The sequence below is a fragment of the Ferruginibacter sp. SUN002 genome, assembly GCF_050611725.1.
GTDB lineage: Bacteria > Bacteroidota > Bacteroidia > Chitinophagales > Chitinophagaceae > Ferruginibacter.
The window spans coordinates 2,326,826-2,341,391 of record NZ_JBODJB010000001.1 but is presented as its reverse complement, the minus strand read 5'-3'; the positions used below and the strand labels follow the sequence as shown (position 1 = coordinate 2,341,391).

Here is a 14,566-nt window from a genome sequence, read left to right as displayed (position 1 = left end):
TTTGCGTAAATAGTTTCCGCTAAAACGCAGTTTGGGCATCATTTTGGGAGTAACTTGGGCAACCTTTTTAAAAGGAAAATACTCCTAACAGGAAAAAGATTGCTTGCATGAAATTAAATTTATCTTTTATTCTCTTTCTGATCATTGGTTTTATTACTCCAGATTACTTGGAAGCACAAACTTATTATGTTTCTACAACAGGTAATGATGCTAACGCCGGTACAGAAGCAGCACCTTTTAAAACGCTTACTCAAGCGCTGACAAAAGTAACAAGTTCTACAACCGCTAGTTCGGTAAGTGGTATTACAATCTATATGCGTGGAGGAGTATATCCATCTGCTGCTACCATTTCCATAGGTTCATCTAAATCGGGGACTACTACAAAAATACATAAGTTATATAGCTACCCCGGCGAAAGAGCTATCATTGATTTTGCAACGCAGACACAAAATAATTCTTCATCAAGAGGATTAAGTATGAGTGCAAGTTACTGGCATATCAAAGGAATAGATTTTACCAATGCCGGTGATAATGGAATGTTATTACAAACCAATGCATCTTACAATACTATCGAATGGTGTGCATTCTACAGAAATGATGATAGTGGTTTGCAATTGAGCGGTGGCGCAAATAATAATTTGATCTTAAACTGCGATTCATATTATAACAAAGATGCAACAAGTGAAAATGCAGATGGTTTTGCATGTAAGTTAGATGTTGGAACCGGTAATAAATTCCGGGGTTGCAGGGCTTGGCAAAATTCAGATGATGGGTGGGATGGTTATTTGCGTCCGTCTGATGAGATTGTTACAACATTAGATAGTTGTTGGTCAATACGTAACGGTTATCTTGAATCAGGAGCTACAAGTGGAGCAAACGGCGATCGTAACGGATTTAAAATGGGAGGTAGTGATGCAACAGATCTTAGTCACAATATGACACTTACACATTGCATTGCAGTTTATAATGGAAGAAGGGGCTTTGATCAGAACAACAACAGAGGATCAATGACATTGTATAATAATTTTGCTTATGCCAATGCTAGTAATTTTGTAATGAATTCAATTGCATTGTCTGCCGGACATACCATGACAGTAAAAAACTGTATAGCTTTGAACGCTGCAGGTACCGGTACGGGCACAGTACAGTTTGCTTCAGGAGCCATTGTTGAAAATAACAGTTGGCAAAGTCCTTTTACTGCAAATCTTACAGATTTTTTGAGTGTAGATACCATAGGTATGAGAGGCCCAAGAAAGGCTGACGGCAGTTTGCCTGATGTTGTTTTTGGTAAATTGGCAAACGGCAGTGATTTTATTGATGGTGGGCAAAATGTAGGATTGGCGTATTCTGGTTCTGCTCCGGATCTGGGGCCTTTTGAAAAAGTTACTTCTGTATCGACTACTTATACTTTTACAGGAAATGGTAATTGGGATGTAGCCGCTAACTGGTTAAACAGCACCATCCCTCCGGATGTGATAACAGCAGGTTCACAAATTATTATTGATCCAATAGTGGGAGGCGAATGTGTATTGAATAAATACTACAAGCTTGCTCCTAATACAACGCTTACAGTAATTACCGGTAAGGTTTTCAGAATACCTGGTTATCTTCAAATTGTTGATTAAAACCTTAAAATACAACCTTAATAACCCGAAGCCGCTTGAAAAATAGCGGCTTTTTATATAATGTTATTTTAGTATTTTGATGTAATTTAGACGAATGATGTAATCATCATTTGCCATTCGAAACTAACAACATGTATAAAGATATTAACCTTAAAATAAGCGTAGCGGCTAAAATATTTCTCATTATCTTATTCAAATTTGCACTGACAGAAGGGATGAGTTATATGTATTATGTACAGCAACGTAGGATTACGTTTGTACTTTTTATAATAATTGCGTTCATTGCAGGTCGTCAGAATAAATATTTTTCATGTTTGATTGCCATTATGGGGCTTTTGATCTTTAATCCTTTTAAAAAACCCAGATTCACCGGCCAAAACTGGGATCTAGTTGAGTGGATGTTGATAGGAGTTTTAATGGTATGGATAGCCATTGATCTGTATAACTATTTTGTAGTGCCCAAAAAGGGAAGAGGTATATTGAATGCATTAAAACGGAATAAAAAAACCAAGGAATATGAGGTTACTGATTCTTCGGTTACGTATAGTATTCCTCCTTCAATGATAAAAGGACTTAGAAAATATATGTACAAAAGTAACCTGGGGTCTATGTACAGCTGGTATAAAACATTATCTCCGGAAGAAAAGAAAAAAATTACGAGAACGGCACTGCATGATGAGCCATTGGAAGATTAAAAAAGGCTACATCACTGTAGCCTTTCTATACAAATTTTAATATTGCTCTAATTTACTGAAGAAAAAGTCTCCTTCAATAATTGCATTTTCATCACTATCACTGCCGTGGATTGCATTTTCTCCAATTGAGGCTGCATATAATTTACGAATGGTACCTTCTGCAGCCTGAGCCGGATTTGTAGCTCCAATCAAAGTTCTGAAATCTTCTACTGCATTATCTTTTTCCAAAATGGCGGCGGTAATAGGCCCACGGCTCATAAATTCTACCAACTCACCAAAGAATGGTCTTTCTTTATGAATAGCATAAAACTCACCAGCCTTAGCTTCACTTAAATGTATCATTTTCATTGCCGCAATTCTAAATCCGGCTTCGTTGATCTTTGCCAAAATAGCCCCGGTATAACCTTTCTCTGTAGCATCCGGTTTAATCATTGTAAATGTTCTATTACCCATATATTTTTTTTGAGGCGCAAAGATACGAAAATTAGCTGCAAGCCACAAGCTTCAAGAAGGAAGTATGAAATTTGTTGATTTGTTCCTTAAAGTTTGTATGAATAACATTAGAATTAAGCAATTTGCTACAAGAGGAGAAGCATAAGGTTAATTGACTTATCGCTTGAAGCTTGCGACTTATAGCTAATTAATTGGCTAATTGGGCAATTACAACTACTTTTGCGACCGCTTTATGCAATCAATAGAAGAAATATTCCCTTTATTATCACAACCCAAAAAAGTTGTTATTACTACACACCAAAAGCCGGATGGAGATGCTATGGGGTCTTCGCTGGGTCTGTATCATTTTCTGAAACAATTTGGCCATGCTGTTACAGTAATATCACCAACCAACTGGGCGGCTTTTTTAAACTGGATGCCCGATACTAAACTTGTGTTGGATTATGAGGCACAAACAGAAAAAGCCAACGCTGCTATTGATGAGGCTGATTGGATATTTTGTCTCGATTTTAATACACTTGTCAGAACCAAGCGTATGGAAGAAAAACTCGGCAACGCTGCTGGGCAAAGAATATTGATCGATCATCATCAGGAACCTCAATCAGAAAAATTTGCTTACGGTATTAGTGATACGGGTAAAAGTTCAACCTGCGAAATGGTGTATGACTTTATAACCAACTCAGGCAATGCCGATAAAATAAACGTACAAGTTGCTGAATGTTTGTACGCAGGAGTAATGACCGACACAGGTTCTTTCAGGTTCCCGTCTACAACAGCAAGTGTACATAGAATGGTCGCAACCTTAAAAGAAAAAGGATTGAATCATAGCAAGGTACACGAAGAGTTATTTGATAATTTTCTAGAGAACAGATTTAAGTTCATCGGGAATGTACTCTTGAATAGGATGGAAGTATTTTACGAATACAACACGGCATTGATAGCGGTTCCACAGCAAGATCTTATTAAATATAATATTCGTACCGGTGATACTGAAGGATTGGTAAACTATCCTTTAAGCATACAAGGCATTAAGTTGGCTGCAATTATTATCGATAGAGGTGATGAAAGAAAAAGTTCGTTCAGAAGCAAAGGCGATTTTGATGTAAATACTTTTGCAAGAAAATATTTCAACGGTGGAGGACATTTCAACGCTGCAGGCGGACAAAGTAGAGAACCTTTGGAGGCTGTTGTAGCAAAGTTTAAAGAAGCAATGAAGGAAAATAAAGATCAATTAAGTAATTATCAATTTTAAATATAAAAAAATGAAGAGAATTTTTTACGCACTTGCATGTGCCACTGTCCTGATATCGGGATGTAAAAGTTTCAAGAAAACAAAAGAAGGATTGCTATATAAAATTGTTTCTGATAACAAAGGAGCAAAAGTTGTAAACGGAAATTTTCTTGAAATTAAATTTGAAACAAGATACAAAGGGAAAAATCTTGATACATTATTGTCTTCATCGGAAACAGGCGGACATGAAATTATTCCAATGGATTCATTACAAATACCTCCTGTTTATTACAAGATATTTTCACAAACACGAAACGGCGATAGCGTTATCATTAAACAGCCAACTGATAGCATCCTTAAAAACAATATTGGAAATACTCCGCCATTTATGAAAAAAGGAGCGTTCATTATTTCCAGCTATAAAATAGTTAACGTGTTTACTGATAGAGGTCAGGCCGATAGTGCCGGTAAAGCTCAGTTTGAAATGGTAAGAGCAAGAGATTCGGTAAAAGCCATCGCTCAATTGGTTAAAGACGATAAAGTTATTGCCGAATATTTATTGAAGAATAAGATCGATTCTGCAAAGAAAGCACCTGCCGGAACTTATGTGCAGATTTTAACTCAAGGAACAGGCGACCTCATTGATACAAGCAAAGTAGTAAAAGTAAATTATACCGGAAAGGTAATGTCAAGTGGTAAAACATTCGATTCAAACACTGATCCTGCGTTTAATCATCAAGAACCACTTAAAGTTATTATGAATCCTGCAAAAGCAGGACGTAATAGTGTTATAAAAGGGTGGACAGACGGTTTAACCTTGTTGAAAAAAGGCAGTAAAGCAGTATTCTTTATTCCGTCTGTTTTGGCGTACGGATCTCGTGGTGGTGGCGATATAAAACCAAATGATAATTTGCTTTTTGAAATTGAAGTAGTGGATGTTTTAACGGCAGCACAAGTAGCCGCAGAGGCAGAAGCAGAAAAGAAAAAATTTGCTGAGATGGAGAAGAAAATGAAAGAAGCAATGTCTAAAGGTGGAGCCGACACTGTAAAAGCTAAATAACAATAGAAATTGTTCTAAAAAAAACGTCCTGTTTTGCAGGACGTTTTTTTATGCATTAGAATATATGTTTAAAATGTCAACTACATCTTTGGCTTCTTTCACATCATGTACTCTTAAAATCGAAGCGCCATTTAATAAAGCAATTGTATTCAGCGCAATCGTGCCGTTTAAAGCATTCTCGGCAGTTGTATGCAATGCTTTCCAGATCATACTTTTTCGTGATAGCCCGGCTAGTATTGGCTTATCTAATATTTTTAAGGAAGATAAGTTTCTGAGTAACTCATAATTCTGCTCAACGGTTTTACCAAATCCAAATCCGGGATCAACGATGATATCTGTGATGCCGGCATTTTTACACTCGTTGATCTTCGTTATAAAGAACTCAGTAACGGCTTTGGTTACATTATTATATTGTGGGTTCTCTTGCATGGTGTCAGGTGAGCCTTGCATATGCATACAGATATAAGGAACTTTTAAACCGGCTACGGTTTTAATCATCTGGACATCCATGTTGCCTGCACTGATATCATTCACTATTGATGCACCGGCGTTTACAGCAGCCTTTGCAACATCACTGTAATATGTATCAATTGAAATAATAGCCTCCGGGAAGTTTTTATGAATATTCTCTATTGCCGGTAGTACTCTCTGCAATTCCTCTTCAACAGAGATACGGATGCTTTTCGGTCGGGTACTTTGTCCGCCAAGATCAAGTATATTGGCTCCTGAATTAAGCATTTTTTCAGCCATCAATATCAAATCGTCATCGATATTGCCTTTGTAAAAAGAATCCGGCGTAACATTTATGATACCCATGATCAGGGGTTTGTCGATCACCAATAATTTTCCTTTACAGTTAAGTGTGTACATCGGCTATAATCAATTAATTTTGACAATAACAAAAATAGAGAATGAATACCAACGAACAATACGATCTGGCAATACAATCTTGCGAAGATATTTTTTTGAAGAAGACAAAAGACTACGGAACCTCCTGGAGAGTGTATCGAACAATTTCAGTTGTTGACCAGATCTATATCAAAGCCAAACGCATTCGTACCATACAGGAAAAGAAAGAGCAGAAGATTGGAGATGATATACTGAGTGAATTTAAAGGCATTTTAAACTATGCCATCATTGGCTTAATTCAGTTAGATATTAACGATGATGAAGTAGAAGATCTGCCGGTTGCTGAAGTGGAGAAACGTTACAACGAAAAAGTGAGTATAGCCAAAAAATTAATGCAGGATAAAAACCATGATTACGGCGAAGCATGGCGTGAAATGAGTCAAGAAAGTTTTGTTGATCTAACCCTCGCCAAATTATTACGCATCAAACAAATTTTGTTAAACGATGGTAAAACACTCATGAGTGAGGGGATAGATGCAAATTATTTCGATATTATTAACTATTCAGCGTTTGCGTTGATATTAATTGAAGAAGGAAAACACTAAAAATATTTCACATGAAATTTCTCGTAAACATTGCCAGAATACTTGTAGGCGGATTATTTATTTTTTCCGGCCTTGTAAAAGCGATCGATCCTTTAGGTTTAAGCTACAAAATGGAAGAGTTTTTTGAAGTATGGGCTGCAGAAAAATACCTACCATCTTTGATGAACTGGTTTCATGGACATAGTTATCTGTTTTCAGTTATTATGATCACATTGGAGGTAGCAGTAGGTGTAGCATTGCTCGTAGGCTGGAAAAAGAAGTGGTCTCTTTCAATACTATTGTTGCTGATCGTGTTTTTTACTTTCCTAACAAGCTATGTTTTATTTAGTGGTAAGATAAGAGCCTGTGGTTGCTTTGGTGATTGCATTCCACTTACGCCGATACAAACTTTTTCAAAAGATATAATTCTGCTGTTGCTGGTTATACTCTTGCTGGTTAAGCAAAAATATATTAACCCTATTTTCAAGGATCCCATTCCTTTGATACTTGTATCGCTTGCTACTGTCGGTACAATATTTTTACAAGTATATGTGGTAAAACATTTACCCCTTAAAGATTGTCTTCCTTTTAAAGTGGGCAATGATATTTTAAAGTTGCGTAAAATGCCCGAAGGTGCAATACCGGATAAATACGATTTTGTTTTCACCTATAAAAAGGGGACAGAGAAAAAAGATTTTACCATGAACAATTTACCGGATAGTACTTGGGAATATGTTGATCGTAAACAAGTACTAATTCAAAAAGGGAAAAATAATATACCGCTGATAAACGATTTTACTTTTACTACTACTAATTCCGTTTTTACATACGAAAAAGATGGCAATGCGGCAGAATACTCAATGAATGAAATTCCTGATAGTAGTTGGACCTTTGTGGAAAGAAAAGAAGTAAGTGCAGATTCAACTGAAGCTATTCTCGGACAACCGGGTGAATATTATATTCTCTATGTAAGAGATATTTCTAAATTCCCATCGGGCTGGGAAACTGATCATACACTCATCAATAATGTTCTTACAAAAGGGAAACGCATATATGTTGTTACTGCAGATAGAAAAAAAGCAGAAGATCGTTATAACTTAAAAGACAAAAAAGAAAAAGCGAATGTTTCTGTATTTAGTTGTGATGCTACTGCTCTTAAAACGGTATCACGAAATAATATTACATTGTATCTCATGAAAGGTCCGATAGTACAAAATAAGTGGGGCGGCGAAGACATTATTAAAGCACTTGACAAGTAGTGTATGATAAAGAAATCATTTTATGCATTATTGGTACTGCTTGGTGTAGTAGTAATGGTGTTTATTATGTTTCAGGGATTGGGAGATCCGGTGAAAATGATCGTTGGGCAAAGTGGTGATAAAAAAACGATGGAGAATATTCGAAAAGATCTTTATCTCGATCAACCAAAATGGAAACAGTTTTTCCTTTACCTCAATGATGTTTCTCCAATAAGTTTTCATTCAAAAGACGATATTCAAAAAAAAGAATTGAAAGGATTATTTATTGGTAACGATACAAAGCTTGCAATAAAAATTCCTTATCTCCGTAAAAGTTATCAAACAAAAAAAGATGTAGGCACGGTTTTAATGAATGCCTTACCCGGCACTTTATTGCTGGCAATTGCTGCAATGCTTTTTGCAACCATCGTGGGTGTTTTTCTTGGGGTGGTGGCAGCAGTAAAAAAAGGAACTTGGTTCGATACAGGTGCCGTATTCGCAAGTATTGCAGGCATATCAGCACCATCATTTTTTATGGCTATTATCATAGCTTATTTCTTTGGGATAATACTACATCCTTATACCGGACTTAATTTAACCGGCAGCTGGTTTGATGTTGATGAAGTAACAGGAGAAAAATACATCACACTCAAAAATTTAATTCTTCCTGCTTTTACACTTGGCATCAGACCGCTTGCAATCATTACACAACTTACCCGAAGTTCTATGCTGGATGTGTTGAATCAGGATTATATCCGTACTGCGTATGCAAAAGGATTGAGTAAACGAGTTGTCGTTTTCAAGCATGCATTGAGAAATGCTTTGAATCCTGTTATTACCGCTATTACCGGCTGGTTTGCAGAACTATTGGCCGGCGCTTTTTTTGTTGAATATATTTTTGGATGGCAGGGTATAGGAAAAATAACTGTTGATGCATTAGAGAAGTTAGACTATCCTGTTGTAATGGGCTCTGTATTATTGAGTGCCTGTATTTTTATTCTGGTAAATTTGTTGGCAGATGTAATGTATAAAATAGTTGATCCGAGAGTTGCAACATAATTATTTTATCACCACATCTTTTACAATCTTTTCTCCCAACGCTTCATTCACTCTTTCAATAATTTTTTCTTTTTGAAAAAGCAATTCATTTTTCAGCGGAGCTACTTGAGAAGTAATAAATAAAGTATGATTGATGATCTGAATTTTATCGGTGTATTTAGCAATGGTCTTACCCATGATCTGTTCCCACACATCTTCAATTTTTAAAGCTTGAATGCCGTTCTTTAAACGGCTTTTTTTTAAAAATTCCTTCATTGCATCTTGCATCGAAAATTCTCCCATACTGTAAAAATAGTATTAAGTTCTAAGTAATAAGTTTTTGGTTAAAGCTCTATTATTTGAAAGCTCGTATTTAATTGAGTGAAAACAGTTTCTAATCTGTCCCTATGTGTATCAGTAATAAAGACTTGCCCCTCATTTTCATTGCAAACCCAATGCAATAAATTCTGCATACGGTTATCATCTAATTTCTCAAACACATCATCCAGCAAAAGGAGAGGAGCAAAGCCCTTGTTTGTCTTTAATAATTCAAACTCGGCCAATTTTAAAGCAAACAGTAAACTTTTACGTTGTCCTTGCGATGCAATGTTCTTAAATATTTGTCCGTTCAGTTGTATACCAATATCATCTTTGTGAACACCGCCATTACTGCGTTGTAAAATAAAATCCTTTTCTCTGAATTGATTGAGCACCGCTTCGAAATTATTGTTGTTCAACTGACTTTCATATTGAAGTGTAACAGCTTCTTCTTTATTGGCAATTTGCTGGTAAAATTTTTGCACCAAAGGAATGAGCTCTTGAGTAAATGCTTTACGTTTTGTATAAATATAATTTCCTGGTTGAATCAATTGTTCATCGATGACTTCCAATAAACTCCAATCTGTTTTTCCTTGTTCTGCAAAACGTTTTAATAAACTGTTTCGTTGTTGTAGTACTTTGGTATAGATGATCAGGTGTTGTAAGTAATCGGCATCTATCTGACTAAGGACTGTATCTAAATAACGTCTTCTTTCTTCGCTGCCACCGGTTATCAATTCAATATCATCCGGAGCGATCATTACCGCAGGAAATTTGCCGATATGTTCCGAATATTTTGAATAGGGAATATCATTCAGCAAAAACTCTTTTTTCCCAACCCCCCGGTTAATGCAAACGATCTTTGTATCATTCAGGATTCCTTCCAACCTAAACCCATCAGTATCGAACTTTGTATTTAAACTGTCAGTTTTGGTGAAATAACTTTTTGTAAAGCAGAGGTAATAAATGGCATCCAGCAAATTGGTCTTGCCCTTTCCGTTCAGGCCACAAATACCAATGACCCTTTCAGTAAAATTGAAAGCAGTAAAATCGTAGTTTTTAAACTGTGTAAGGGTTATTTTGGTCAGTCTGAGCATCCGGGCTGCAAAGTACTATGAATTACCTATAAAAATTGTGGAAAACCCGTAAAATCTCCTTCTGAAAAACAAGCAACTGAAAACCGAAAACCCTTATCTTTGCGGTCTAAAAAATTAACCCATTGGCAACAAAATTTTCTAAAGACACTTATCTCTACTGGTACGAATTAATGCTTTTATTGCGCCGTTTTGAAGAAAAAACCGGGCAATTGTATGGAATGCAAAAGATTCGTGGTTTTTGTCATTTATATATCGGACAAGAAGCAGTAGCTGCAGGTTGTATGACTGCAACCAATCCTGAAGACAAATTCATTACCGCTTACCGTGATCATGCTTTGGCAATTGCTAAAGGTGTTTCGGCTAAATCTTGTATGGCTGAGCTATACGGTAAAGCCACAGGATGTAGTAAAGGAAAGGGCGGAAGTATGCACTTTTTTGGTGTTGATGTTGGTTTCTTTGGCGGGCATGGTATTGTAGGTGCTCAAATTGGAACAGGTGCCGGATTAGCATTTGCTGAAAAATATAAGGGTACAGATAATGTGGCTTTGTGTTTCTTTGGTGATGGTGCATCTCGTCAGGGTATGCTACACGAAACATTCAACATGGCCATGACATGGAAATTACCTGTTGTGTTCATTTGCGAAAACAACCAATATGCAATGGGTACCTCTGTAGCCCGTACAAGTAATGTATTGGATATTTATAAATTAGGTGATGCCTACGATATGCCAAGCGATAGTATCGATGGAATGAGCCCAGAAGAAGTGCACAATGGTGTATTGAGAGCGGTTAACAGAGCAAGAGAAAAAGGTGGACCAACTTTATTGGAGATCAAAACATATCGTTATAAAGGTCACAGTATGAGTGATCCTCAAAAATATCGTACAAAAGAAGAATTAGAGGAGTACAAAGAAAAAGATCCTATTGAGCATGTGTTGAAAGTATTACAAACAGAATACAAAGTAACAGATGCTGAGATCGAAGTGATCAACGAAAGAGTTAAAGCTCAGGTGCAGGAAAGCGTAGATTTTGCGGAAGAAAGCCCTTGGCCAAGTGACGATGAATTATTGAAAGATGTTTATGTTCAACAAGATTATCCATTTATAATGGACTAATTTATATAAAGTTAGAGTATTTTATTTTGTATTTAAATTTAAATGAAAGATGGCAGAGAAGCAAGTAATAGATGTTGCAAATGTTGAAACCAATGAAGTTGTTGCAAAGGCAAAAGATTTTTGGTCAAAATTTAGTAAACCAATTATCTATGCAGGTAGTGCAGTGATATTGTTGGCAGGAGGCTGGTTGGCTTATAAGAACTTTATCATAGCACCCAAAAATGCAAAAGCTGCTGACGCAATATTTGCTGCAGAACATCTTTATGCTAAAATGGCTCAGAACGGATTTAATAAAGATTCTATCAATCTAGCATTGAACGGCGGTAATGGCATTACGGGTTTTTTAAAGATCGCTAAAGATTATAAAGGAACAGATGCTGGAAATCTGGCTAATTATTATGCCGGAGCCTGTTATTTACAAGGAGGTGATTTTGCAAATGCTATAAAATACCTGAAAGGGTTCTCTACCAGTGCTTCTCAGATTCAGACAATGGCTTATTCAATGCTGGGTGATGCCAGTGCTGAGTTAAAGAAAAATGATGAGGCATTAGACTATTACAAAAAAGCCTCTTCAGTAAATGAAAAGGATGAGTTTATGTCTGCCTTCTATTTATTTCATGCCGGAAATTTTGCAGAAAAAACCGGTAAACCAAAAGAAGCTATTGAGCTTTACCAAAAATTAAAAACTGATTATCCAAAAAGCTCACAAGCAGGTGAAATTGATAAATACCTTGCTAAATTGGGAGTACTAAACTAATATGGCAATATCGTCAGATAATTTATATTCTACTACAGGCATCCAACTACCAAAGGATGCCTGTGTAGTTATTGTGCGTACCGAATGGAATGCTGATACTATCAATAAACTACAAGAAGGTAGCATCAAGGTATTGGAAGCACATAATATCGCTTATAAAATTATTACAGTGCCCGGTGCTTTTGAAATTCCGTTTGGCATCAAAAGCTTTTGGGATAAAGCAACTGATAAACCTTCAGCTTTTATTGCTTTGGGTTGTGTTTTAAGAGGTGATACACCTCATTTCGATTATGTATGCAAAGCAGTTACAGATGGAATTGTTCAATTAAACCTTATACTTCCTGTGCCAACTATATTCGGCGTACTAACGGTAGATAATCAGCTGCAAATTGATGAAAGAGTAGGCGGAAAGCATGGCCATAAAGGAGAGGAGGCAGCAGTTACTGCTTTAAAAATGATTGCATTAACGAATGCGTAGTTATCCATGCGTTTTTACTTGATCATATCACTATGTATTCTTTTAATTTCCTGCAACAATAATATTAAGCCCTGGGAGAGTACAGAGGAAAAAAAGAATGCATCACCCCCCGTAGTTTTTAATCGTTTAACTGAAGACAAGATCGTAGATACTTTAATGAAATTGCCTTTTATTATTAAAGCTAATGCTCATATCGATTCAGTCACTGATCATTTAGACGCTATTTCATTTATTATTGATACATTGCGGTCAGGCGAATCCGATATTCATGTAAAAGCCGGATATAATGCGGAAGACAGATACTTTACTTATTATCAATTTTATGTTGATCCAAAAACATTCGACATAAAAGTATACGATCCGGTAGCCGATGTAAAAACACCTTTAGTAAAATACTTAGAAGCTCAGAAGTAATCATGAAAGTACAAATATTTATTCCTTGTTTTATAGATCAATTGTATCCGCAAACTGCTTTCAATATGGTAAAAGTATTGGAAAAAGCTGCTTGCGATGTTTCATATAATACCAATCAAACCTGCTGCGGCCAACCTGCCTTTAATGCCGGCTATTGGGATGAAGCAAGAGCAGTGTGCTCAAAATTTTTAAAAGATTTTGAAGGGGCAGATTATATTGTTGCTCCGAGTGCAAGTTGTGTTGGCTTTGTAAGAAATTATTATGCAAAACTATTTGAAAACTCTTCTCAGCATAATCAGGTAAAGGATCTGAGTAATCGGATTTATGAGTTTACCGAATTCCTGACTGATGTATTGAAAATAGAAAACTTTGGAGCAGTATTAAATGCAAAAGCTACTTATCATGACAGTTGTGCTGCTCTCAGAGAATGCAAAATAAAAGAAGGCCCCCGTAAATTATTAAGCCTTGTAAAAGGATTGCAATTGGTGGAAATGAATGATGTTGAAACCTGTTGTGGTTTTGGTGGAACATTTTCTGTTAAGTTCGATTCCATCTCGATAGGTATGGCTGATCAAAAGGTAAGTAATGCAATAGCTACCGGTGCCGAATACATCATTTCTACAGACATAAGTTGCCTTATGCACTTAGATGGTTATATCAAAAACAAAAACTTGAACATCAAAACAATGCATATAGCAGATGTTTTGGCAAACTATTGATTCTTGATTAGTTTGTGATTAAAAGTTGGTTTACTGTATAGTAACTCGCCAATAAAACCAATGCACCTGAAGCGATATTGAAAAAAGCTTTACTATAATGTTTTCCGGCAGCAAGTTTTACGAAAATTAAAAATGCAGGAACTGCAAAGCAGGCAATAGCCAACTCCATTCCCAAATTATACATTAGAAGTGATTTGCCGAAAGCTCCTTCCGTTACACCGGCTTCATGTAAATGACTTGACATCGCAAAGCCATGTACCAAACCGCAGATTGCCACAGCTGTTACTCGTAAACTCTTTAATTTAAAAGCAAAAATATTTTCACCTGCTATGTATACAGTTGATAGCAACGCCAATGCCTGTGCAATGTATGGAGAAAAAGGAATAACATTAAAAGCCCCTAACCATAGTGTAAGCATATGAGTTAATGTGAAAACAACTAATTGTTTCATCACAAATTCATGTTTAGAACCAAATAAGAAAAGACTAAGTACAAACATAAGGTGTCCCATAGCAAGATTTGTAAAACTTGCAGCACCTAACTGAATAAAGGCAAAAGAAGTACTAGGTTTGGAAATTTGCGTTAATTCTGTAAAACTAACATTTGACCATAGGAATTGAGTCAGGAAAATAGATAACACTAACAGACCCAATGCTTTAACACCATAGGTCAACTTGTTGTTGCTGGCAATAAAAGGAATCATAATCAATTGGCATTTAATCTTACTTACGTAAGAAGCTTTTATCTGGATTTTGGTTGCATGCAAAGAACCAAATATTTAATGGGATAGTTATCCTAATATTATTCACAAATCGTTAAAACTGTGGAAAACCGCAGATGCCCCTAAGTGGTTGATGTTCAGTATACCAGAATATTAGTAATTATACTGCTCTGT

Annotated in this window: 17 protein-coding genes; 12 read left to right on the top strand and 5 right to left on the bottom strand. The window is 36.2% G+C overall.

Annotated features, from left to right (window positions below; all coding sequences use genetic code 11):
* The first annotated feature begins 107 nt into the window (after positions 1–107).
* A complete protein-coding gene (locus ACQ33O_RS10330) occupies positions 108–1,625 on the top strand; it encodes a right-handed parallel beta-helix repeat-containing protein (protein WP_430995502.1) in 1,518 nt (505 codons plus the stop codon).
* A 131-nt stretch (positions 1,626–1,756) separates the two neighbouring features.
* On the top strand, positions 1,757–2,320 hold the full coding sequence (locus tag ACQ33O_RS10325) for a DUF6804 family protein (protein ID WP_430995501.1): 564 nt from the start codon (positions 1,757–1,759) through the stop codon (positions 2,318–2,320).
* 36 nt (positions 2,321–2,356) lie between these two features.
* On the opposite strand, the gene ACQ33O_RS10320 is transcribed toward ACQ33O_RS10325, so the two are convergent.
* Positions 2,357–2,773 (bottom strand): nucleoside-diphosphate kinase, encoded by a 417-nt coding sequence (locus ACQ33O_RS10320; protein WP_430995500.1) that lies wholly within the window; start codon positions 2,771–2,773, stop codon positions 2,357–2,359.
* Positions 2,774–3,005: 232 nt separating this feature from the next.
* Between ACQ33O_RS10320 and ACQ33O_RS10315 the strand changes: the two genes are divergently transcribed.
* Both ACQ33O_RS10315 and ACQ33O_RS10310 read left to right on the top strand, forming a co-directional pair.
* Complete coding sequence (locus tag ACQ33O_RS10315) at positions 3,006–4,025, top strand: DHH family phosphoesterase (protein WP_430995499.1); 1,020 nt, start codon at positions 3,006–3,008, stop codon at positions 4,023–4,025.
* Positions 4,026–4,035: 10 nt separating this feature from the next.
* Entirely contained in the window at positions 4,036–5,064 is a 1,029-nt protein-coding gene (locus ACQ33O_RS10310) for an FKBP-type peptidyl-prolyl cis-trans isomerase (protein ID WP_430995498.1), read from the top strand.
* Between the two features lie 48 nt (positions 5,065–5,112).
* Here the strand turns inward: ACQ33O_RS10310 and folP are convergent, their stop codons facing one another.
* Positions 5,113–5,934 (bottom strand): dihydropteroate synthase, encoded by an 822-nt coding sequence (gene folP, locus ACQ33O_RS10305; RefSeq protein WP_430995497.1) that lies wholly within the window; start codon positions 5,932–5,934, stop codon positions 5,113–5,115.
* A 41-nt stretch (positions 5,935–5,975) separates the two neighbouring features.
* Between folP and ACQ33O_RS10300 the strand changes: the two genes are divergently transcribed.
* From ACQ33O_RS10300 to ACQ33O_RS10290, 3 genes are read left to right on the top strand one after another with little or no spacing between them, the layout of a single operon-like run.
* Positions 5,976–6,518: a DUF1599 domain-containing protein gene (locus ACQ33O_RS10300; RefSeq protein ID WP_430995496.1), complete on the top strand. Its 543-nt coding sequence runs from the start codon at positions 5,976–5,978 to the stop codon at positions 6,516–6,518.
* A gap of 11 nt (positions 6,519–6,529) precedes the next feature.
* The gene (locus ACQ33O_RS10295) at positions 6,530–7,756 is read left to right on the top strand and encodes a BT_3928 family protein (protein ID WP_430995495.1); all 1,227 of its coding nucleotides are present in this window, start codon (positions 6,530–6,532) and stop codon (positions 7,754–7,756) included.
* A 3-nt stretch (positions 7,757–7,759) separates the two neighbouring features.
* Positions 7,760–8,794, top strand: coding sequence for an ABC transporter permease (locus tag ACQ33O_RS10290; RefSeq protein WP_430995494.1), 1,035 nt, complete (start codon positions 7,760–7,762; stop codon positions 8,792–8,794).
* On the opposite strand, the gene ACQ33O_RS10285 is transcribed toward ACQ33O_RS10290, so the two are convergent.
* Both ACQ33O_RS10285 and recF read right to left on the bottom strand, forming a co-directional pair.
* Positions 8,795–9,076, bottom strand: a complete 282-nt coding sequence (locus tag ACQ33O_RS10285; protein WP_430995493.1) for a DUF721 domain-containing protein — start codon at positions 9,074–9,076, stop codon at positions 8,795–8,797.
* Positions 9,077–9,117: 41 nt separating this feature from the next.
* The gene (gene recF / locus ACQ33O_RS10280) at positions 9,118–10,188 is read right to left on the bottom strand and encodes a DNA replication/repair protein RecF (protein ID WP_430995492.1); all 1,071 of its coding nucleotides are present in this window, start codon (positions 10,186–10,188) and stop codon (positions 9,118–9,120) included.
* Positions 10,189–10,310: 122 nt separating this feature from the next.
* Here recF and pdhA point away from each other — a divergent pair, with 122 nt between their 5' ends.
* Genes pdhA through ACQ33O_RS10255 form a run of 5 tightly spaced genes read left to right on the top strand, consistent with a single transcriptional unit; the run spans position 10,311 to position 13,671 of the window.
* The gene (gene pdhA, locus ACQ33O_RS10275; protein ID WP_430995491.1) at positions 10,311–11,303 is read left to right on the top strand and encodes a pyruvate dehydrogenase (acetyl-transferring) E1 component subunit alpha; all 993 of its coding nucleotides are present in this window, start codon (positions 10,311–10,313) and stop codon (positions 11,301–11,303) included.
* 49 nt (positions 11,304–11,352) lie between these two features.
* Entirely contained in the window at positions 11,353–12,060 is a 708-nt protein-coding gene (locus ACQ33O_RS10270; RefSeq protein WP_430995490.1) for a tetratricopeptide repeat protein, read from the top strand.
* Between the two features lies 1 nt (position 12,061).
* Positions 12,062–12,538 (top strand): 6,7-dimethyl-8-ribityllumazine synthase, encoded by a 477-nt coding sequence (gene ribH / locus ACQ33O_RS10265; protein WP_430995489.1) that lies wholly within the window; start codon positions 12,062–12,064, stop codon positions 12,536–12,538.
* A gap of 6 nt (positions 12,539–12,544) precedes the next feature.
* Positions 12,545–12,952, top strand: coding sequence for a hypothetical protein (locus ACQ33O_RS10260; protein WP_430995488.1), 408 nt, complete (start codon positions 12,545–12,547; stop codon positions 12,950–12,952).
* Between the two features lie 2 nt (positions 12,953–12,954).
* Positions 12,955–13,671: a (Fe-S)-binding protein gene (locus tag ACQ33O_RS10255; protein WP_430995487.1), complete on the top strand. Its 717-nt coding sequence runs from the start codon at positions 12,955–12,957 to the stop codon at positions 13,669–13,671.
* A 7-nt stretch (positions 13,672–13,678) separates the two neighbouring features.
* On the opposite strand, the gene ACQ33O_RS10250 is transcribed toward ACQ33O_RS10255, so the two are convergent.
* On the bottom strand, positions 13,679–14,374 hold the full coding sequence (locus tag ACQ33O_RS10250) for a HupE/UreJ family protein (RefSeq protein WP_430995486.1): 696 nt from the start codon (positions 14,372–14,374) through the stop codon (positions 13,679–13,681).
* Between the last annotated feature and the right edge of the window lie 192 nt (positions 14,375–14,566).